Here is a 22,492-nt window from a genome sequence, read left to right as displayed (position 1 = left end):
GTTAAAATTCTTTTATTTCAATTCCATCATTAATATATACAAGAATTTTTTTAGTGACTTTAAAGTCCATTTCTTCAAGTATATATTGATAGTCTAAAAGTTGTTGTTCATGCTTTATATTTTCACTACCTGTTTTATAATCTATAATAACAGCTTCGTTATTTTGATTAACTACCACACGATCGGGTCTTAAAATTAAACCGCTTTTTGTAATAATATCTTTTTCATTATATATAAGGAGCGATTCTTCAAAATAGGGTGATAGTATTTTATGGTTGATAATGTTTTTTATTATAGGTTGAAGCTCCGCAAGCTGAATACTGCTAATTTTTCCGGTGTCTAAAAATGAACTCAATGCCTTATCACTATCTACTTTGGTTTTTATTTTAGCCATAATGTTATGGACTAAATTTCCTTTTTCAATCGCTTTCTCTTGTTCTGTGTCCCATAAATATCCAGAGTTTGTAATAATTCTTAAATTATGATCTTCTCTTGAGTTAGAAATAAAATGCTCCTGAACAACTGCTTCTTCAAAAGGTTTTTCTTTTGAAGTACGCTGCGCATTTCCGAAGCTATATTCCTGTTCTGCCGTGTTCCATCTATCAATAGATTTTAGGTAATTAATTAATAATCCAGAATATAAGGTGAGTTTCTCGTTTTCTTTAGCATCCAAATCATACTCCGAAATCACATATAATTGTTCCACCGCACGGGTTAAAACTACATATAAAAGATTAATAGAATCTAGCTCTAATTCTCCTTGGTGATTGGTGTAAACAGCTTCACCTAACTCGTTATAACCTTCTAAATCTTTATTAAGACTGGTGTATACGAATTTAAAATTATGATATACATCATTTTCTTCGGTTACCGGAAACCAGGTTTTTGGTTGCATATCAAAATACACATTCTGATTTGCGTAAGGAAAAATAACCACAGGAAATTCTAGTCCTTTAGATTTATGAATGGTCATGATTTGAACCGCTTCATTGTTTTGTGGTGATACCACGCTTAATTTATCTTTTTTACGTTCCCAAAAATCAATAAATCCAGAAATATTAGCATGATGTTTTTGAGAATAATCTAATACTTCATCTAAGTAAAATTGAATATAAGCATTTGAAGTTTTGTTAAGATTAAAAGCTCTCACAATGGTTTCAACCGCTTCGTAAATTGGTAATTGTATAAATGTATTAAAGTTGAAATCCCAACCGTAAGTACTCAATTCTTTAAACAGATTTTTAGTATCTAAATGTACTAAATCTGCATAAAATTTGTGCTTGTCTTCTAATTTTAAAGCATATTCTGCGAGGTAACTTAAAAGTTCAATTTTAAGATCACTATTATCTTTTTGGATGGTAAGTTTTAAAATGGTGCTAATAAAATTCACTTCTGGCGAATTTTTAAGCATCAAAGATTCCGAAGACACAATTTTAATTTGCTGACTGCTCAAATATTCAGCAATAGCAATACCTTCTTTTGTTTTTCGGGCAATAATACAAATGTCTCCCAAACTAAAACCATTAGCTTGTGCTTTTTGGATGCACTCTAAAGTTTTTTCGCAATGTAATTCGTTTTTATCTTCATCTTTAGTATCTAAGAACGATAACTCTACATAACCTTCATTTTTTATGAAAATTTCTTGAGCACTATTACTGTAAATTTCTTCGTGCTCAGGGTTTGAAAAAGCAAACGTACTGAGGTGTGTAAAAAATTTATTATTAAAATCTACCACATTTTTAAAACTACGGTAGTTTACAGGTAAAGTTCTAGGCGACATTTCTGCCTGAAAAGGTTGCGATCTTTTGGCGTATAAATCTATAAATTGTTCTGCTTTTCCACCTCTCCAACGGTAAATTGCTTGTTTTGGATCTCCAACAAGCATACTTGTTCCCGTTTCTCCTTTTAAGTTTTGCCCAGAAATAGCATTATCAATTAATGGAACTAAATTTTCCCATTGTAATACTGAGGTATCCTGAAATTCATCAATAAAATAATGTCTAAACTTTTCGCCAATACGCTCGTAAATAAAAGGTGCAGGTTGTTGCTTAATTTCTTTAGTGATAATGGAGTTAAACTCTGAAATTAATAACAAATTATCTTCCTCCTTTATAATTTGTAAGGTTTGATTTATGGCATTTAAAACTGATAATGGCGTTACACTTTTAACGCAGTTTCGCATAAACGAAAGACTTGATACTTTTGCTTTACAAGCTTTAAAAGCATCTGCTAATTGTGGTTGTAAATTATCTATAGTTAATGCGATATCTGGTTTTACGCGCTTTGGGTAAAGCGAATTTCCTTCTACAAGATCAATTTGCCATTTTGGAGTAAACGATACATTAAATTTTTCGTTAGCAAGATTATCAAAGAATTTTGGTACATAACTGCTCGAAAAATCTTTAAAATCTAATCCTGCATCTGTAATACGTTGTAAAGCCGTTTTAGCGATTTCACTAATTTCAATTTCAACTTTAATAATCTCTTTGCGAAGATTACTTTTTAAGGTTGAAAAATCTTGAAGTGATTTGTTTTTTATGGTATCTATAAACGGAATTTCGTTCTCGTTTATTAATAGTTTGGCAATATTGTTAAAATCTAAAGTGATGTCCCAACTTTTATCATCGTCTGCTTTTTCAAGTGCAAAATCTACAAGAACTTTAGTAAGTTGTTTATCTGTACCGGCTTTATCAATTAATTTATCTACCGCTTTTCCTAGTAAATAAGTGGTGTCTAATTCTACTTCAAAATTAACAGGTAAATTTAAATCGTGAGCAAAAGTGCGAATGAGTTTATGGTTAAACTTATCAATAGTTGAAATGTCAAAAGATGCATAATTATGCACTATGGTTTCTAAAATAAGTTTTGATCTGGTATTTAAATGCTGATGAGAAATTTCTAATTCTTCAGCAATAGTAAGAAACATACTACTAGGTGTTGTTAAAATTTTTTCTTCGGAAAACTCTTTTAAAGTATCAATAATTCTAACCTTCATTTCATTAACCGCCTTATTGGTAAATGTTAAAGCTAAAATACTTCTGAAAGCTAAAGAGCTATTAGATTTAAATAGAATCTTTAGGTAGTCTTTAACAAGAGTAAACGTTTTTCCACTACCTGCAGAGGCATTATAAATTGTAAAAGCACTAGGTGTTTGCATGTTTTTAAATTTTGATACAAGATAGAAACTATCAATGGTTTGATAACAATTTATTATTTTTAATTGCGCCCTTTTATGCGTAATTTTGAATGAATTTAATATTAACTACATAAAACTTACTATTATGGCTTTCGAATTACCGAAATTAAAATATGCATATGACGCTTTAGAGCCTCAAATTGATGCTCGTACGATGGAAATACATCACTCAAAACACCACCAAGGATATACTAATAACTTAAACAATGCAATTGCAGGTACTGAGTTAGAAGGACAATCTATTGAAGCGATTCTTGGAGGATTAGATATGGAAAACAAAGCGGTTAGAAATAACGGTGGAGGTTTTTATAATCACTCATTATTTTGGGAGGTTATGAATCCTGAAGGAAAAGGACGTTTATCTGGAGATTTAAAAGATGCTATTGAAGCAGCTTATGGATCTGTAGATGCTTTTAAAGATGCTTTTAGTAAAGCAGCAGCAACTCAATTTGGTTCTGGATGGGCATGGTTATGTGTACATAAAGGAGGTAAAGTTGAAGTGTGTTCTACACCAAATCAAGATAATCCATTAATGCCAGGTGTAACTTGTGAAGGAACTCCAATTTTAGGATTAGATGTTTGGGAACACGCTTATTACTTAAACTACCAAAACAGAAGACCAGATTATATTAATGCATTTTTTGATGTAATTAACTGGAATGAAGTTGAAAGACGTTACGCTGAAGCTAAATAAGCATTAGTTGTAAATTATATATTGAAAGCAAACCTTTTAGGTTTGCTTTTTTTGTGGTAAAAAGTAAAATAAGTAGTTTTTTAAAATGAAAAAAGGCGAACAGATGTTCACCTTTTTTGCCCCAAATCTACCATAAACTTAACCTACTTATGTTATGGTAGCACGAATGTATGTTCCATTGAGGGATTTCTTAAATTTATTAGATAAACAGCACATTTCTTAGCTTAAAAGATATATTGAGTTTTAATGTGACATAAGAGATAATATGATTTTTTAAGAAAAAGTCTTTTTTATAGCTTAATTTTTTAAAATAAAAAAAGGCGAACAGATGTTCGCCTTTTTTTGCCCCAAATCTACCATAAACTTAACCTACTTATGTTATGGTTTCACTAAGATATATGTACTTTATTGATTATCAATTAATTATTGGCTAAAATGCAATATTTATAGCTAAACAGTATTTTAAGCTCGCTAAACTGTTGAATATCTATATTTTATGTTTAGTATGCTCGTTCTATGTTACCTTCATAAAAGTTGATAAATGCTCTGTTTACAACACGATTTCCTCCTGGTGTAGGATAGTTTCCTGTAAAGTACCAATCTCCTAAATTTTTAGGACAGGCTTCATGTAGGTTTTCAATAGGTTGAAATATAGTTTCTACTTTTGCATTTACAGTATCATCAGAAATAAGTTCTGCAATTTTTTCAGAGATTTTTTCAGCTTCAAATTCAGAATATAATTCTTTTACAAAATTCTTAACGTCTTTATCTTTCTTGTTTACTTGGGCAATACATTTTTTGTATACCTCTTCAATAAGGTGATATTTGTTGTCTTCTTTTAAAAGAGCTAACATGGCTTTAAAAGCAATTAAATCTTCTAAACGTGCCATATCAATACCGTAACAATCTGGGTAACGAATTTGTGGTGCAGATGATACAACTACAATCTTTTTAGGATGTAGTCTATCCATCATTTTTATGATACTCTTTTTTAAAGTGGTACCGCGTACAATACTATCATCAATGATAACGAGGTTATCTGTTGGTTTGATAACACCATAAGTAACATCATAAACGTGTGCAACTAAGTCATCTCTACTGCTAGCTTCAGTAATAAAGGTTCTTAGTTTTACATCTTTTATAGCTATTTTTTCTATTCTTGGACGTTCCGATAAAATTTCGGTAACACGTTCAGATGATAATTGCCCGTTACCATCAAGAATGGCTTGGGTTTTCTTTTCGTTTAAATGTTCTTCAACGGTTTCAATCATTCCGAAGAAAGAGGTTTCAGCAGTATTTGGAATAAATGAAAATACTGTGTTTTTGGTATCATTATCAATGGCCTTTAATACTTTTGGCATTAATAATTTTCCAAGATTTTTACGTTCTTGATAAATTTCTGCATCACTTCCTCTAGAGAAATAAATACGTTCAAAAGAACAGGCTTTACGTTCAGTAGGTTCAATAATTTTGGTAATGCTTGTTTCACCAGATTTTTTAGTGATAATAGCGTGTCCTGGATCTAATTCTTTAACATCATCAAAATTAACATTAAATACAGTTTGAATCACTGGGCGCTCTGAAGCAACTACAACAATCTCATCGTCTTTATAATAGTATGCGGGTCTAATTCCTGCCGGATCACGAAGTACAAATGAATCTCCATGACCTAAAAGTCCTGCCATAGCATAACCACCATCCCAGTTTTTAGAAGCGCGTTTAAGAATTTTAGCAACATTTAAACGTTCTCCAATTAATGGTGAACATTCATTTTTGTTGAAACCTTCATTTTTAAGTTGTTTGTATTTTTTTGCAACTGCATCATCCAAAAAGTGACCAATTTTTTCCATTATAGTAACGGTATCGGCTTTTTCTTTTGGGTGCTGACCAATTTCAACTAAACTATCAAAAAGTGTGTTTACGTTAGTCATGTTAAAGTTACCTGCAAGAATAAGGTTTCTGTGCATCCAGTTGTTTTGTCTTAAAAACGGGTGTACACTTTCAACACTATTTTTACCGTAAGTTCCATAACGTACGTGTCCTAAAAGTAGTTCACCTATGTATGGAATATTTTTTTTCTGAAGCTCAACGTCATTTGCATACTCAGGGTTTTCAGTAAGATCCTTGTTTATACGCTCATTAATTTGCGCAAAAATATCTTGTATGGGTTGTTGAGCAATTGAGCGAACTCTACTAATGTAGCGTTCTCCTGGTTTAGTATCTAGTTTTATGCTGGCAAACCCCGCACCGTCTTGTCCACGGTTGTGTTGTTTTTCCATCATTAAATACATTTTATTTACACCGTAAAAAGCACTACCATATTTTTCTTTGTAGTATTCTAATGGTTTTAATAATCTTATGAGTGCAATTCCGCATTCATGTTTTAAAGCATCGCTCATTGTGTTGTGTTGTTGAGAGTTGTAAAAATAAAAACGCGCTCAGTTATGAGCGCGTTAGTTTATATATGTTTAATTAATAGTCGTCTATGTTTATGTAAATAGGTCATAAATAGAATTGTTTTTAGCAAATTCTTGTCAAAGATATTAATTAATTCTGTTTTGTAGTGATTTCAAACTGTGTTAAACTTTTAAATTGTGCTAAACGGTTTGAAACTTCTTCGTTTGTAAGATTTTCCATACGTTCTGTTCCAAATTTTTCAACACAAAAAGAAGCTAGTGTTGATCCGTATATTACAGCATTTTTCATGTTTTCAAAAGAGATATCTCCCGATTGTGCTAAATACCCTGCAAATCCTCCAGCAAAAGTGTCTCCTGCTCCAGTTGGATCAAAAACTTCTTCTAGTGGTAATGCTGGTGCGTAAAACATGTTGTCATTATGAAATAATAATGCACCGTGTTCTCCTTTTTTAATTACTACGTATTTTGGTCCCATTTCATGAATTTTACGTGCTGCAACTACTAGAGAATATTCTCCTGTTAATTGTCTTGCTTCTTCATCATTAATAGTAATAACATCTACATTTTTTATCACTGCTAATAAATCATCTAAAGCAATATCCATCCAGAAATTCATTGTGTCTAGGATCGCTAACTTAGGTTTTTTATTCATTTGGTTTAATACACCTTGTTGTACAAGTGGGTGTAAGTTACCTAACATTACAATTTCTGCATCTTTATAGTTTTCAGGAACTACAGGATTAAAGTTCTCTAATACATTTAGCTCAGTTGCTAAAGTATCTCTAGAGTTCATATCGTTGTGGTATTTACCACTCCAAAAAAATGTTTTACCTTCTTTTACAATTTCTAATCCAGAAATATCCATGTCCTTACCTGTTAAAAGGTCTAGGTGTTCTTGTGGGAAATCGCCACCAACTACAGATACTATTGCAGTATCTACATTGTTAAACTGTGATGCAGAAAGCCCAATATATGTTGCTGCGCCTCCTAATATTTTATCTGTTTTTCCAAAAGGTGTTTCGATAGCATCAAAAGCTACGGTTCCTACAACTACTAATTTGCTCATATTGAGATATTATTTTTTTTGCAAAATTACGTAAAATATATTCTGTAAAAAAGGATTTATAATTTGATACTTAAAGTGTCGTACTTTTAAGGTTTATATTGAAATAGGCCTAACTCTAAGCTGTTTATTTTCTTCCAAAATCTGCAGGTATTTCTCCCCAAGCTTTAGTTTCCCATTTTACAATGGTAGTTTTATAAGTATTGTTTTTTAACCAATCTATGGCGCGGTCTACTAAGTCAAAAACAGGTTTGTTCTTTTCGCTGCGTACTAATTTTGTATTACAAGTCTTTTTAGTAATCCAACTCATGGCTATCCTAGAATCTGTATATAAAATACGGTCGCTATTATGTTGTTTTAAAAAGGCTAAACCATGTACAAGTGCTAAAAATTCTCCTATATTATTGGTGCCTTGTGCAAACGGACCTTGAATAAATAGTTGTTTTTTACTTTTAGTATCTACGCCTCTATATTCCATAATCCCTGGGTTTCCTGAAGATGCTGCATCAACAGCGATAGAATTATAGTTGGGTTGCCCAATTTTTTTAAGTTGTTCGGCTGTAAGTTCGCTTTTAAAGCTTTTATTTTTTCCGATAAAATCGAAATAGTTACTATCTAAAGCTTTTTTAGCCGTTTCAAATGTAGGAAATGACTTGTATTGTGCGCTTGGGTAATCTTTTATTTGAGCTTTGCAGTCGTTCCAAGAATCAAAAACGCCTGTTTTATGACCTTTCCAAACGGTGTAATATTTTTTTTTCTTTTTAGACATGTTTTGTTAGCTATCAAATAAAAAATAGATGTAATCCTTATATAAGGTCTCTCTTAAGATAATAATTTTTCAACCACTTTAGGGAAATGTTCCATCTCTAATTCATGAATTTTGGCTGCTACGTCTTGTGGAGTGTCATTTTTTTCAACATTACATTTCGCTTGAAAAATAATTGCACCATCATCATAATGTTCATTTACATAATGAATAGTAATTCCTGTTTCGGTTTCTTTATTAGCAACAACAGCTTCATGTACATGACTTCCGTACATACCTTTTCCTCCAAATTTTGGAAGTAATGCAGGATGTACATTTATAACCTTATTAGGAAATTCGTTAATAATGTTTTCGGGGAATTTCCATAAAAAACCAGCTAAAACTATTAAATCAGGTTGCGATGCTTTTAGTATGTTAAGCACGTCTTCACGTTCTGTAAAAGCTATTCGGTTAAAAGATAATGCGCTAATCTTTAGTTTTTTGCAGCGATCTAGTACTTTGGCATGAGGATTGTTAGTTAATACCTGAATAACAGACGCATTATCTCTGTTGTGAAAAAACTTTATTAAATTTTCAGCATTAGATCCACTACCGGACGCAAAAATCACAATACGTTTCATCTGTTTGTTTTAGTTTTAAAATTAATATCAGAAGTTTCAATTGGCATCAAATTTACAACAATGTTTAGCAAAATTCTCAGTTAAAATTCATAATATTACAGACAATTTTGTTAGAGATATTCAAATAATAAAATAATAAATATTAACAATTAAAGGGTAAAACTGAAAGACTTAAAAGTAATTTTAGTAAATTACAAGCACATTTTTAAAGGAAAGGTGTGTTTTAAAATAAAGTTTTTTATTTTTGCCTTCTAATTAAAACTTAAAATTAAAAAAATTATGTCAGACATTGCATCAAGAGTAAAAGCGATTATCGTAGACAAATTAGGAGTTGATGAAAACGAAGTTGTTACTGAAGCGAGCTTCACAAACGACTTAGGAGCAGATTCATTAGACACTGTTGAACTAATCATGGAATTCGAAAAAGAATTCGATATCCAAATTCCAGATGATCAAGCTGAAAACATTGCAACAGTTGGTCAAGCTATATCTTATATAGAAGCTGCAAAATAATTCAAAAAGAATTTATGGAATTAAAGCGAGTTGTAGTTACCGGTTTAGGCGCTTTAACACCTATAGGGAATACCAAAGATGAATATTGGGATGCTCTTATAAGTGGTAAAAGCGGTGCTGCGCCAATAACATATTTTGATACCGAGAAGTTCAAAACCAAATTCGCGTGCGAACTGAAAAACTTTACCGCTACAGATTTTCTAGATAGAAAAGAGGCTCGTAAGATGGATAGGTTTACGCAATATGCCATGGTAGCTTCAGATGAAGCTATTGCGGACGCAAAATTGGACTTAGACAAGGTTAACAAATTACGAGTTGGCGTTATTTGGGGAGCTGGAATTGGAGGCTTGGAAACGTTTCAAAACGAAGTGTTAAACTTCGCACAAGGAGACGGTACACCAAGATTCAATCCATTTTTTATCCCTAAAATGATTGCAGATATTGCACCAGGAAACATATCTATCAAAAATGGATTTATGGGACCTAATTATACAACAGTTTCAGCTTGTGCCTCATCGGCAAACGCCATGATTGATGCTCTAAACTATATTCGTTTAGGACATTGTGACGTTATTGTTACCGGAGGAAGTGAAGCTGCTGTTACTATTGCAGGAATGGGAGGTTTTAATGCGATGCACGCCTTATCAACAAGAAATGAAAGCCCAACAACGGCTTCTAGACCTTTTGATGCAACCAGAGATGGTTTTGTTTTAGGAGAAGGAGCAGGAGCAATTATTCTTGAAGAATATGAACATGCAAAAGCAAGAGGCGCTAAAATATATGCAGAAGTACTTGGAGGCGGAATGTCTTCAGATGCTTATCATATGACAGCACCACACCCAGAAGGAATAGGTGTAATTGCAGTGATGAAAAATTGTTTAGAAAATGCAGGTCTTAAACCAGAAGATGTTGATCATATCAACACGCATGGTACATCAACGTCTCTAGGAGATGTTGCTGAACTTAAAGCGATATCTGAAGTGTTTGGTGATCATGCAAAAAACATTAATATAAATTCAACCAAGTCTATGACTGGTCATTTATTAGGAGCTGCAGGAGCTGTAGAATCTATTGCTTCAATATTAGCAATAGAACACGGTATTGTGCCTCCAACAATAAATCACAATGTAGTTGATGAAAATATTGATGCTAAATTAAATTTAACATTAAATAAGGCTCAAAAGAGAGACGTTAAAGTTGCTATGAGTAACACGTTTGGATTTGGAGGACATAACGCTTGCGTTGTATTCAAAAAACTAGATTAATTCCTGAATGAATTACATTCGTAACATATTAAATTCCCGTTCTAAAAGTAACGGGAATTTTTTTTTACAACTGAAGCAAATTATAGGCTTCAATCCTAAAAATAAAGATTTGTACGTAAAAGCATTTACGCATAGATCTATGAACATTAAGGACGAAAAAGGAAACGCTATTAATTATGAACGCTTAGAGTTTGTAGGAGATGCTATGTTAGGCTCTGTAATAGCCTTTTATTTGTTTAATGAAGTGCCGCATGGAGATGAAGGCTATTTAACAAAAATGCGCTCAAAAATTGTAAGTAGAGAGCATTTAAATACTTTAGGAAAAGACCTAAGGTTAATAGATTTAGTAGAAAGTAAAATACCAACCACAAATTTTGGTAATAATATTCACGGTAATCTTTTTGAAGCCCTAGTAGGCGCTATATTTTTAGATAAAGGCTACAAGCAATGTGAAAAATTTATTTATAAACGTGTGATTAATCCACACGTAGACATTGAAACTCTTGAAACTAAAGTTATTAGCTATAAAAGCTTACTTATTGAGTGGTGTCAAAAAGAAAAAAAACAGTTTGATTATAACGTGTATGAAGATACCGGTAATGATGATATCAAACACTTTTCGGTAAAATTATCTATTGATGATAAAATTATTGCAAAAGCACGTGCAACTTCAAAAAAGAAAGCCGAAGAAAAAGCTTCAAAACGTGCCTTTTTTGCATTTCAAGAAAAAATCACAGATTTTTATAAATAATTTTCAGTAGGAAAAGTTAAAAAAATATCAATTCAAACGTTTTCGCTTGCTATTACTGGTAATATTAATGAAAACTTCACATTAAAGTACCCGTATTATACTATATTTACAATTCATAGTTGATAGATTATGGTATTGCACAAACTACAAGTTGATGATTTTTACGACGCTTCCTTTGCGCTTCTAGCTATACATTGTAGGTTAGAAGACTATAGATTAGCATATCTTCTCAATAGGAAATTAGAAATAAGCCTACAACGAAAAGAACATGATTTGGATTATAAATATTTTGCAGCGACATATTCCATTTATGAATGGGAAAATGTTGAGCAATATACCACATGGAATTTAATCTCAAATGTCTGTAAAAAAGAAGAAGATGCGCTCCAAAGTTCTGGCTCGTTGTTTACTACAAAAAGTACAATGCTTAAAACATATCATTTAATTCCTGAATTAAAAAAGGTAGACTTTTTTATAAAGATTGATATTGACGATCAGTTTTTTAACGATAAAGATATCCTTAATAAAATTCAAGAAATACCACAGGTCATTACCGCTTATAGTGTGGATGCCGAACAAATAAAATCTAAGGACCATTTAATTTTTTAAATTGATGTTAAAAAGAAAAAAAACAAAAATAGTAGCAACATTAGGACCAGCAACAAGTTCTAAAGCTGTATTAAAAGGAATGCTTGAAGAAGGCGTAGATGTGTTTAGAATTAATTTTTCTCACGCAGATTATGCAGATGTTGAAGAACGCATTGCTATGATTAGAGAGCTTAACGAAGAGTTTGGCTATAACGCAGCAATATTAGGAGATTTACAAGGCCCTAAATTACGCGTTGGTGTAATGAAAGGTGAAGTTGTTGTTAATGAAGGTGACGAAATTATTTTTGCAACAGGAGAACGTTTTGAAGGAACTAAAGAACGCGTTTACATGACGTATGATAGTTTTCCTCAAGATGCTAAAGCTGGAGAACGTATTCTTTTAGATGACGGAAAATTAATTTTTGAAGTTATATCTACAGATGAAGTTTCTGAAGTTAAAGCACGCGTTATACAAGGAGGTCCATTAAAATCTAAAAAAGGAGTTAACCTTCCTAATACAGATATCTCTCAACCTGCACTTACTGAAAAAGATATTGAAGATGCAATTTTTGCTATTAAAATGAAAGTAGATTGGATGGCTTTGTCATTTGTACGTCATGCTGAAGATTTAATGCAATTACACGATTTAATTAGTGAGCATAGTGAACATAAAATTCCAATTATTGCTAAAATTGAAAAGCCAGAAGCTGTAGAGAATATCGATAAAATTGTTGCTCATTGTGATGGTTTAATGGTAGCTCGTGGTGATTTAGGTGTTGAGATTCCTGCTGAAGAAGTACCACTTATTCAAAAGCAATTAGTATTACGTGCTAAAAAGGCAAGAATTCCAGTAATTATTGCTACTCAAATGATGGAAACAATGATTAGTAGCCTTACGCCAACACGTGCAGAGGTGAATGATGTTGCAAATTCTGTTATGGATGGGGCTGATGCTGTAATGCTTTCTGGTGAAACTTCTGTAGGAAGTTACCCAATACAAGTAATTAAGCAAATGGCTAATATTATTAGAAGCGTTGAAGATTCTCCACTTATTCAAGTGCCACAATCTCCACCACATATTAAAACAAAACGTTATATCACAAAATCTATTTGTTACCACGCCGCTCATATGGCAAACGAAATTGACGCAAGAGCAATTTCTACATTAACAAATAGTGGATATACAGCATTTCAAATTTCTGCTTGGAGACCAAGTTCTCATATTTTAGTTTTTACATCTAATAAGCGAATTTTAACACAACTTAGTTTGCTATGGGGTGTTAAAGCTTTCTTTTATGATAAGTTTGTAAGTACAGATGAAACAATTGAAGATGTTAATGCTATTGCATGTAAGAAAGGATATATAGAAGCAGGAGATATGCTTGTAAGTCTAGCAGCAATGCCAATTCAAGAAAAAGGAATGGTAAATACATTACGTGTTACCGAAATTAAATCATGTAATCTTTAAGAACAAAGATTTATATATTAAAAAACTCCAATAGATGTAAATCTATTGGAGTTTTTTGTTTGTAATTATTATTTAGTTATTAGAAAGTTCCAATAAAATGGCTTCCTTCTACATTTACTAATTCTGCACCTTTAGTTACAATACCAGTTTCAGTATCTACAACATAAATGTTTCCATTTTGTCCAACAGGAGCTTGAGTTAGGTATATTTCTGTTCCATCAACTACAAAACCTTGGTATTGGAATAAGTAGAAATCTGGATCATAAGGAATAGTATCAATTTTAGTAGCAGTTTGGGCATTTAAATCAACAAGAGCAAAAAATCCTTGAGCACCAGCAACACCTTCTGCAGAACCATTATGACGGTAAGCAACTACAGCTTTTCCGTTTGCAGCAGGTCTCCAAGCAAGAATATAAGCACCTTCAATACCTAAAGCGTCATCTAAGTTAAAATCGTAAGAATTATCATAGGTATTATCTGCATTAATTTTTAAAATATGAGAACCTTCTGGATCACTTTGGTTAGCTTGATATACACTTCCGTTGTAAAGAAATGAATTAATACTACGGTATCCATTAGTGTTACCATGTCCTACTGTTGATGTAATTACTGTTGGATTTAAAAGAGAAGGGTAATCTAAAACAATAGTTTTTGATCCTAAAATTTCATAATCACTATCACTTTCAGTAGTTTCTGGGTTCACTTTACTTAAACGTGCTCCAATATATAATTTGTCGCCATCAAGATTTAAAGTTGGCATATCAATTCTTGAGATGTAGTATCCTAAAGCTTCTTCTTCAGCAGATAAAGGGACATCATGTTCTTGAAAATTGTTTATTAAAGAGTTTTCTAGATCTAAAGTTACTACACCAATAGTAGCATTAGTTCTTGTGTAATTGCCTTCTGCGTCTGCTTCATGTTCTGTTGATACATAAACAGCAGCACCCGTTTGGTCACCATCAAATAATTTAATCCATCGAGGTGCAGTTCCAACGTAAGGAGCAATACTAATTTCTGAACCTGTTTGTGTGTAGGTTTGACCACCTTCAACAAGGTATTTTGTGTAATTTCCACCAGTATCACCAGCGTAACTAATGTTAAAAATAGTATTACCGTCTTCTGAAGATTGTAAACGTGCTGTTCTATTTGAAGGAGCTATAAATCCGTTTTCAAATGGTTCAACAGAAAAATTTTCGTCTTTAGCGTCATCACTACTAATTGAGTAGATTAATGTACCACCATTTCCATCTCCAGGTGCTTCACCCATTCTAGCCGCTGCAACGGTTATCCATCTGTTACCATCTTCTAGTCCGCCTTCGCCTTGATCTGCGCTAGGAGAATCGTCACTACCACAACTAAAAGCTAGTAATGAAACACTAAATAATAGTGCTAATGTTTTAAGATTTAAAATCTGTTTTTTCATATTATTAGAATTTATTGATTGTATAATTAAGTTTAAAATAAAGTGCTCGTCCTGGTTTTTGAACTGAAAGGTTATCATAAACAGGCTCGTTAAAAATGTTTTTAATATCAAGGCTCATTACTAATTTCTTGTTAGGAAATGAATAAGTAACCCCAAAGTCTTGAACTAATTGTTCTGGAATTTTAAAGAAATCGTCTCCAACGGTATTAGAACCTTGAGAGACTAGGTATGAAAAATCGTCTGTGAAATACACCGAATAGAAAACGTTTAACAACGATTTTTTCTGAATAAGATTTTTAAATGAGTAACGTAAACTTCCATTCATTGTGAAGAATGGTGTGTTTGGAATATCAAACTCTGTTCCTCCTGTAGTTTCGCCTGTAAGATCAAAACGAGACATATTAAAATTAAATCCAAAGTTATTATTATAGGTATAGTTAAATTGTGCGTCTATACCTTTAGATTTTGCATTACCCTGATTAACGTATAATATTAATTCATCATCTACATTTAAAGAGGTTTCAATAGGTAAACCTATTCTATCTTTAATATCTCTTAAAAATACATTAGTTGAAAGGGTAAAACTGTGTTTTTTAAACTTGAATTTTCCAAATCTAAATCCTAGATTAAAATTATTACTCACTTCTGGATCTAAATATGGATTTGCAATAACATTATCTCCATCATTACCAAAAACTTCAGTTTCGTTGGGTAATCTTATCGCTTTTTCTGCAGATGTTAATAAAGTTACCGTTGGTATTATAGCATAAGATGCCGCAAAACCATAGCCTTCATATTTATTATTAGCTCTTACAATTTCATCAACAACAGTATTATTCCCTTCGCTATCAGTTGCAATTTCAGGATCAATACTTAAGGTTTTTTGATTATAATATTTACCAAATATGCTAGTTTTTAATTGATTGTTAACCGCAGATAATTCATAAGTTAACGCATATATGTTTTTATATAAATCTCTAGTTCCCATAAACGTGTTTTCTAATACCGTTTTTAAAGGATCACTATCTTCTCTTTCAATACTACTATATGCGTGGTTAAATAGTACTTTGTGATGTTCATTTATAGTATAAGCTATTCCGGTTCTAACCGAAGCAACTTGTCTTTCAATTTTAGCTAAAGTTGGTCCGCCTTCTTGTTGAGATCCCCAAGTATATTCATATTCGTTTCCTAAATAATCTATTGCTCTGTCACCATTCCAACTATATGCTGCAGCTAAGGTATCGTTTATATCTCTATCTCTTTTACCATATAATGCATTTACATTTACATCTAAGCCTTCTATAAAAAGGTCTTTCTTTTTGTAGTTTAAAGTTGATAATAGCGCGTTCGATTCTAAAAAACGATCTTTATATGGTGTTATTGTCATAAATGCACCATGTTGTACTTCTTTATAATCATCTGAAGCTGTTACACCAACAAAAAATTGATCGGCCCATTTTACGTTTGTAAAACCAACCTGTGCAACTCCTCCAGTTGACCTATATGCGTCATTAAAACGTCTTGCAGTAATAGGCGTTTGTACACCACCTAACCCAGTAACAACTACGCTACGTCCTGAAACTTTATAATCGTTATCTGAATAGTTATGAAACGCTGAAGCCTTAACCGTAAACCCAGATTTTTCTGAGCGATATAATCCATTTACATTGGTTTGAAATGTATTAAACGAACCATAAGAAGCAGATGCGTTTAAGTAGTTTTTACTTGTATTATGAAGTACAATATTAATTGCTCCTCCTAAAGCATCATCTGCTAAGTGACCAGGAACAACACCTTTATAAACCTCTATGTTTTTAATCATTGAAGCCGGAATACTATTTAAATTAAAAGAATTACCATACATTGAAATTGGAATTCCGTCAATAAATATCCTTACTGAATTTCCTGATAAACCATTTAAACTATATTCTACGCTAGAACCTAAACCTCCATTTTGACGAATTTTAACTCCTGCAGAAGTGTTAAGTAAATCATTTGTTTGAATGTTTCTAATACTAGCTTCCTTTGTTTCAATAACATTTACGGCAAATCCTTTATCTTCTATTTTCCTTTTTAAGGTTTTTGCATCAATTTTTATTTCTTCTAAATCTTGGTAAGTAGTATATACTAATGCTGTATTTAAGTTCTTTTTAGGCGTGTTTATTGTAACATTAATTATTTTTACTTTTGAATTTAACGAGCTAAATTCAAGGATGTATTCTCCGTATGGAATATTTTTAAAGAGGTAATTACCATTAATATCTGAATTCGCTTCTTTTTGAAAAGTAGCGCTTTTTAAAACAACATAAGTACCTAAAGCTGGCTCGTTGTTATCAAACTTAATAGTACCACTAAGTTCCCCTTCTTGGCTAAAAGCAAAAATGCTTAAGAAAAAAAATAAAAAAGTAGAGAATGTTTTTACTGATAACATGAGTAATATTTTTTACAAAAATACTCCTATTTATAATAAGTCCAAATAAGGATAACCTATTTATTGATAATTTATTAAGAAAGTGTTTATGTTGTTTATTTATAAAAAAAATAACATTATAATTGTGAATATATAGATTTTTGCTGCTTATAATAAGCTATTATAAATAACACCTGTTTTATGTTTGTAGGTTTAACTTTGTAAACAGGGATAAAACAGATTGTAGTCACTAAAATATTACAAATTAAGGATTTTAAAATTCAAATTTCAATTGTACTGTGACTGTTTTTTTTTCAGGCTTTTTAGCAGTTTCTGTGTTTAAATTAGATAGTGATATCCCTAATAAGCGTACAGAATTACTTAATTTTTCTTGATATAAAAGTTCTTTTGAGGCTTCAAGTATTAGCGCTTCATCATTTATAAAATAAGGAAGTGTTTTACTGCGTGTTTGTAATGTGAAATCGCTGTATTTTATTTTTAGAGTCACCGTCTTTCCTGATAGTTTATTATGTTGTAAACGTTTAGAAACTTCTTTAGCAATATGCTCTAGTTTTTGCAGCATAAATATTTCTGAAGATAAATTTTCACTAAAAGTGCGTTCGGCTGCTAAAGATTTTCTAATTCGGTTTGGACTAACTTGCGCAGTATGAATACCTCTTACAATATGATAGTAATATGCTCCTGATTTTCCAAAGTGTGTTTCTAAAAATTCTAAGGATTTCAATTTTAAATCAAGCCCTGTAAAAATCCCTTTTTGGTACATTTTTTCGGCAGTAACTTTACCAACGCCATAAAATTTTCTAATATCTAAGGCTTCCAAAAAAGTTAAAACCTCTTCTGGGTTCACTGTTTTTTGTCCGTTAGGTTTATTGTAATCACTCGCTACTTTGGCAACAAATTTATTAATAGAAATCCCAGCGGAAGCGGTAAGTCCAATTTCATCAAAAATGCGATGTCTTATTTCTTTAGCAATTAATGATGCACTAGGATGTCCTTTTTTGTTTTCAGTTACATCTAAATAGGCTTCATCAAGCGATAATGGTTCTACTAAATCTGTGTAATCTAAAAATATAGCTCTAATTTTTTTTGAAATCTCTTTGTAGCGTTCAAAATTGGGTTTTACAAAAATTAAATCCGGACAAAGGCGTCTAGCTTTTACCCCACTTATAGCACTGCGCACACCAAAAACACGTGCCTCGTAACTTGCAGCACTTACCACACCGCGTTTTCCACCACCACCAACGGCAATTGCTTTACCTTTAAGATCTGGATTATCCATTTGCTCAACAGAAGCATAAAAAGCGTCCATATCCACATGAATAATTTTTCGTATTGGTAAATCGTTTTGCATGACGTAAATTTATAACTTTAAATAAAATGTATGCGTTCAGTTTCCTTTTTTAATATGAAATTAACCATACTTGTAGTATATTATGATGATAGAAATAGAACGTAAGTTTTTAGTAAATTCAGAGGTATTTAAAACCGAGGCATTTGCCAAAACTCGCATTATACAAGGGTTTTTAAATACAGCTAAAGAACGAACTGTAAGAGTGCGTTTAAAAGGTGAATTGGGCTTTATTACTGTAAAAGGACAATCTACAAATGATGGTTTGTCGCGTTTTGAATGGGAAAAAGAAATTAGTAAAACTGATGCTGAAGCCCTTTTTAAACTTTGTGAGCCTGGAATGATTGATAAAACGAGATATGAAGTTAAAATTGGTGCTCATATTTTTGAAATAGATGAATTTTATGGCGATAACAACGGTTTGGTTGTTGCTGAAGTAGAATTAAATAGCACTAACGAAACATTTTTAAAACCCGATTGGTTGGGCTTAGAAGTCACTGGAGATTTAAAATATTATAATTCACAATTAAGTAAAACCCCATATAAAAATTGGAACTCATGAAAAAACTTGTAATACTAATAATAGCTATGGCTTTTGTAGCTTGTAAAAATGAAACTAAAACCATTGATACAAAATTAGAAACCACAATTGATACCGTTAAAGAAATAGATGTTGATAATCTAGTGATTGATAAAGATGTGATTGATGAAAATGGTAATATTGTATTTAATTCTATTGAAGAGGAGGTAGCTGATTTAAGATTAAAAGGGTTTAAAATTAAAGATGTAATTGATGATGCTACCAATGATACTATTATAATGCAAAAATATTTTATGGTATTTTTAAAACGTGGCGTAATTCATAATCAAAATGAGGAAGAAGCTGCGTTATTGCATGAAGAACATTTAGCATATTTAAAAAGAATGTATGAATTAGGTTATACTGATATTTCCGGACCATTTGAAGGCGAAGGTGATTTAAGAGCCGCAACAATTTATAATGTTCCAACACTTAAAATTGCCGATAGTTTAGCAAAAGTAGACCCTATTGTAAAGTCTGGACGTTTACAGGTTGAGATTCATCCTTGGTGGGCAGTAAAAGGAAACAGCTTACGATAAGACACAAAAAAGCCACTCATTGAGTGGCTTTTTTTATATAGTATAATTAAATAATTATGATTTTTTATCTGTAGTACAACAAGCTTTCTTACAATCTTTATCGCAAGTTTTTGCTTCAGCTTTTTCTGCTTCAGTTTTGTTTGCACAACACGCCATTTTACAGTCTGCTTTACAAGCCATTTTTTCAGTTTTTTCATTAGAAAAAGAGGTTACTGTTTTAATGTCTTTTACTTTGTACATATCTCCAGTTTTAGTAACTGTTTCTTCAAGAGAAGTTGGTGTTACTTTAGCTTGGTCATATTCAACCATTGCTAATTCTTTGTCAAAATCTACTGTTACAGATTTTACACCTTCCATTTTAGATAGTTTTTTTTCAATAGTTTTTGCACATCCAATAGCACATGTCATTCCTTCAATACCAAACTCTGCTTTTACATAAGTTGCATTAGGATCTAATTTTGCTACAGTTTTAGTTGTTGCTGTTTCTACAGTTTTAACTTCTGGTTGTGCATTGTTTTTACATGATACAATAGTAATTGCTAAAACGGCTATTGCTAAAATGTTTTTAATTGATTTCATAATAATATGATTAAAGGTGTTTGTTTTGTAATAGATAGCAAATCTAATAAATATAGTTATTTGTAGTTAGTTAATTAACTAAATTTATGATAAGTGGTTTTTGGATATAAAAAAACCGAAGCTATTAACTTCGGTTTTTATATGAATTTGCGTTATTGATTAGTTAAAATCAGCATCGCTAACCCCTTCGTTAAACTTAGTATCTACAGTAGATAAAAGAATAACTTGTGGTCCTGTTGTTACTTTTTGAGTATAAGGTACAAATACACCATTTACTGCTTTGTAGTCAGATAAATCAATAGTTGTAGTCATTGTTTGTTCTCCAGCTTTAACAGAAGTTTCTGTACGTACTAAATAAGACGTTTCAACGCTATAGTATTTGTAAGTTACATTGTCTCCAGTAGTTGCTTTTACTTTATAAACGTCTGTACCATCAATAGTAGCAATAGACTCTAAAGTAGCAGTAGCAGCATCAAAGTATAATTCTGGGAATAATCCTTTTTCAGCTTGTTTTAAAGCAACTTCAGTCTCAGACATTGGCATTTTTCTACCTTGTTGTTCAGCATATCCAGCAGTTCCGTTGAATTTTTGCTTCATAACAGTTCCCATTCCTTCAATGTTCATTTCCATAGAAGATTTATTTGGAGCCATTGCTTTAATTACAGCAGTTGGTTTAAAAGGCATACCTTCAATAGTAACGTTTGCATTTGTAAACATTGTTTTAACTTTCTCTAAGTTTTCTTTACCACCAATAGCTTTAATGTAGTCATTAACTACAGTTGTTGCTGTTACTCCTGCAGGGATAGGTTTTGAAAATACTGGTTTTTCAACGGCATTTGCAAACGTATCGTAATACTTAATAGGAATTCCAGATTTTTCAAGGTTTCCTAATACTTCACTTCCTTTTCCTACTACTATAATACGTGCGTTATCTGTAGAGAAATACTTTTTAGCTGCATTTTGAATGTCCTCAACAGTTAAAGCATTTAATTTTTGTAAGTAAGTTGTGTAAAAATCTTCTGGTAAGTCATTTAATTTAATGTTTAAAGCATACTCAGCAATAGTTTGAGGTTGCTCTAAAGCCATAACAAAACTTCCTACGTATTTAGCTTTTGCGCTTTTAAGAGCATCAGCATCTACTAATTCTGTATTGATACGAGTAATTTCTTTTAAGATTTCAACGATAGAACTATCAGTAACCATATTTCTTACACTTGCACTAGCAGAAAAGCGAGCTGCATTGTAGCGGCTAGATCCTACACTAGAGTAAGCACCGTAAGTATAAGCATGTTCTTCACGAAGGTTTTTAAATAAATAACCTTCACCACCACCACCTAAAATGTAGTTTGCAATTTTAGCTGCAAGGTAGTCTTCATCTTTCATTTGTAGATCTACGTTATTTGTAACAGTAACGTTAGATTGTACCGCATTTGGCATATCTACAAAGTTAATTTGTGTGTATTGTACGTTTGCGTTTGGTTGTTGAACAGTTCTAGAAATTTCAATAGATTTTTCCCAATCATTGAAATATTTCTTGATTTGTTTCTTAGCTTTTTTAAATTCGATATCACCAACAACAACTATGTAAGCATTGTTAGGGTTAAAGTATTTAGCATAAAAAGCCATAACGTCATCAAAAGTGATGTTGTTAATTGTTTCTTCAGTCATAAATTCACCGTAAGCATGGTTTTTACCGTAAGATAAAGCTCCACCAACACGTCCTGCAACTGCGTCTACACTTTTTGCATCATTTTTTAAACCTTCAATAAGTTTTGTCTTTTCTTTTTCAAACTCTTCTTCAGTTAATAAAGGATTGATTGCTGCATCTGCCATTAATTCTAAAATTCTTTCAGAATATTTAGCTAGTGAGCTACCAAAAGCACTTTGAGAACTAAATCCGATTCTTGCTCCTAAGAAATCAATTTCTTCATTAAAATCATCTTTAGAGATAGATGTTGTACCGTTTCCTAACATTGCACCAAGAATGCTAGATACTCCAGCTTTATTTCCTTCAACAATTGGAGAGTTGTCTATTCTTAAAGAATAAGAAACTCTTGGTAATTTATGGTTTTCAACGACTAAAACTTTAATTCCGTTTTTTAGTTCAAATTCACCAGGAACTTCCAAAGTAATTTTTGGAGCTGGTCCCGGTTTAGGTTGTTTAGATCTGTCTATTTGTGCTTGCGCTCCAATAGCCATTAAAAACAATACTAATACTGCTGATATTTTATTTTTCATTATTGTTTTGTTT

General features: G+C 31.9%; 18 protein-coding genes. 8 read left to right on the top strand and 10 right to left on the bottom strand.

Annotation, left to right across the window (positions count from 1 at the left end; translation table 11 throughout):
- Position 1: 1 nt before the first annotated feature.
- The gene (locus ACU4C5_RS04930) at positions 2-3,157 is read right to left on the bottom strand and encodes a UvrD-helicase domain-containing protein (protein WP_446845941.1); all 3,156 of its coding nucleotides are present in this window, start codon (positions 3,155-3,157) and stop codon (positions 2-4) included.
- A 124-nt stretch (positions 3,158-3,281) separates the two neighbouring features.
- Between ACU4C5_RS04930 and ACU4C5_RS04925 the strand changes: the two genes are divergently transcribed.
- Entirely contained in the window at positions 3,282-3,890 is a 609-nt protein-coding gene (locus ACU4C5_RS04925; RefSeq protein WP_446845940.1) for a superoxide dismutase, read from the top strand.
- 500 nt (positions 3,891-4,390) lie between these two features.
- Here ACU4C5_RS04925 and ACU4C5_RS04920 read toward each other — a convergent pair whose 3' ends face one another.
- The 4 genes from ACU4C5_RS04920 to purN all read right to left on the bottom strand — a co-directional run bounded on the left by ACU4C5_RS04920 (position 4,391) and on the right by purN (position 8,756).
- Positions 4,391-6,289: an amidophosphoribosyltransferase gene (locus ACU4C5_RS04920; RefSeq protein WP_446845939.1), complete on the bottom strand. Its 1,899-nt coding sequence runs from the start codon at positions 6,287-6,289 to the stop codon at positions 4,391-4,393.
- 148 nt (positions 6,290-6,437) lie between these two features.
- Positions 6,438-7,373, bottom strand: a complete 936-nt coding sequence (locus ACU4C5_RS04915) for a PfkB family carbohydrate kinase (RefSeq protein WP_446845938.1) — start codon at positions 7,371-7,373, stop codon at positions 6,438-6,440.
- A 124-nt stretch (positions 7,374-7,497) separates the two neighbouring features.
- Positions 7,498-8,139, bottom strand: coding sequence for a ribonuclease H1 domain-containing protein (locus ACU4C5_RS04910; protein WP_446845937.1), 642 nt, complete (start codon positions 8,137-8,139; stop codon positions 7,498-7,500).
- A 53-nt stretch (positions 8,140-8,192) separates the two neighbouring features.
- Entirely contained in the window at positions 8,193-8,756 is a 564-nt protein-coding gene (purN, locus tag ACU4C5_RS04905; RefSeq protein WP_446845936.1) for a phosphoribosylglycinamide formyltransferase, read from the bottom strand.
- 279 nt (positions 8,757-9,035) lie between these two features.
- On the opposite strand from purN, the gene ACU4C5_RS04900 reads away from it, so the two are divergent.
- From ACU4C5_RS04900 to pyk, 5 genes are all read left to right on the top strand, one after another.
- Complete coding sequence (locus tag ACU4C5_RS04900) at positions 9,036-9,269, top strand: acyl carrier protein (protein ID WP_007647141.1); 234 nt, start codon at positions 9,036-9,038, stop codon at positions 9,267-9,269.
- A gap of 14 nt (positions 9,270-9,283) precedes the next feature.
- On the top strand, positions 9,284-10,534 hold the full coding sequence (gene fabF / locus ACU4C5_RS04895; RefSeq protein ID WP_446845935.1) for a beta-ketoacyl-ACP synthase II: 1,251 nt from the start codon (positions 9,284-9,286) through the stop codon (positions 10,532-10,534).
- Between the two features lie 7 nt (positions 10,535-10,541).
- Positions 10,542-11,285: a ribonuclease III gene (gene rnc / locus ACU4C5_RS04890; protein ID WP_446845934.1), complete on the top strand. Its 744-nt coding sequence runs from the start codon at positions 10,542-10,544 to the stop codon at positions 11,283-11,285.
- Positions 11,286-11,414: 129 nt separating this feature from the next.
- A complete protein-coding gene (locus tag ACU4C5_RS04885) occupies positions 11,415-11,894 on the top strand; it encodes an IPExxxVDY family protein (protein ID WP_446845932.1) in 480 nt (159 codons plus the stop codon).
- Positions 11,895-11,898: 4 nt separating this feature from the next.
- Positions 11,899-13,341 (top strand): pyruvate kinase, encoded by a 1,443-nt coding sequence (gene pyk, locus ACU4C5_RS04880; protein ID WP_446845931.1) that lies wholly within the window; start codon positions 11,899-11,901, stop codon positions 13,339-13,341.
- A gap of 79 nt (positions 13,342-13,420) precedes the next feature.
- On the opposite strand, the gene ACU4C5_RS04875 is transcribed toward pyk, so the two are convergent.
- From ACU4C5_RS04875 to dinB, 3 genes are all read right to left on the bottom strand, one after another.
- Complete coding sequence (locus ACU4C5_RS04875) at positions 13,421-14,764, bottom strand: DUF4374 domain-containing protein (RefSeq protein WP_446845930.1); 1,344 nt, start codon at positions 14,762-14,764, stop codon at positions 13,421-13,423.
- Positions 14,765-14,768: 4 nt separating this feature from the next.
- On the bottom strand, positions 14,769-17,195 hold the full coding sequence (locus ACU4C5_RS04870) for a TonB-dependent receptor (RefSeq protein ID WP_446845929.1): 2,427 nt from the start codon (positions 17,193-17,195) through the stop codon (positions 14,769-14,771).
- Between the two features lie 253 nt (positions 17,196-17,448).
- Positions 17,449-18,546, bottom strand: a complete 1,098-nt coding sequence (gene dinB, locus ACU4C5_RS04865) for a DNA polymerase IV (protein ID WP_446845928.1) — start codon at positions 18,544-18,546, stop codon at positions 17,449-17,451.
- An 85-nt stretch (positions 18,547-18,631) separates the two neighbouring features.
- Here dinB and ACU4C5_RS04860 point away from each other — a divergent pair, with 85 nt between their 5' ends.
- Both ACU4C5_RS04860 and ACU4C5_RS04855 read left to right on the top strand, forming a co-directional pair.
- Entirely contained in the window at positions 18,632-19,105 is a 474-nt protein-coding gene (locus ACU4C5_RS04860) for a CYTH domain-containing protein (RefSeq protein WP_446846429.1), read from the top strand.
- On the top strand, positions 19,102-19,662 hold the full coding sequence (locus ACU4C5_RS04855; RefSeq protein WP_446845927.1) for a YciI family protein: 561 nt from the start codon (positions 19,102-19,104) through the stop codon (positions 19,660-19,662). Before ACU4C5_RS04860 ends, ACU4C5_RS04855 begins: the two co-directional genes overlap by 4 nt.
- 54 nt (positions 19,663-19,716) lie before the next feature.
- On the opposite strand, the gene ACU4C5_RS04850 is transcribed toward ACU4C5_RS04855, so the two are convergent.
- Together ACU4C5_RS04850 and ACU4C5_RS04845 are read right to left on the bottom strand one after the other, a co-directional pair.
- Positions 19,717-20,241, bottom strand: coding sequence for a cation transporter (locus ACU4C5_RS04850; RefSeq protein ID WP_446845926.1), 525 nt, complete (start codon positions 20,239-20,241; stop codon positions 19,717-19,719).
- A gap of 159 nt (positions 20,242-20,400) precedes the next feature.
- A complete protein-coding gene (locus ACU4C5_RS04845) occupies positions 20,401-22,479 on the bottom strand; it encodes an insulinase family protein (protein ID WP_446845925.1) in 2,079 nt (692 codons plus the stop codon).
- Positions 22,480-22,492 lie beyond the last annotated feature (13 nt).

It is taken from the genome of Lacinutrix undariae (genome assembly GCF_052934785.1).
Note: the sequence above shows the minus strand (reverse complement) of the source record. Positions and strands in the feature narration are given on the sequence as shown.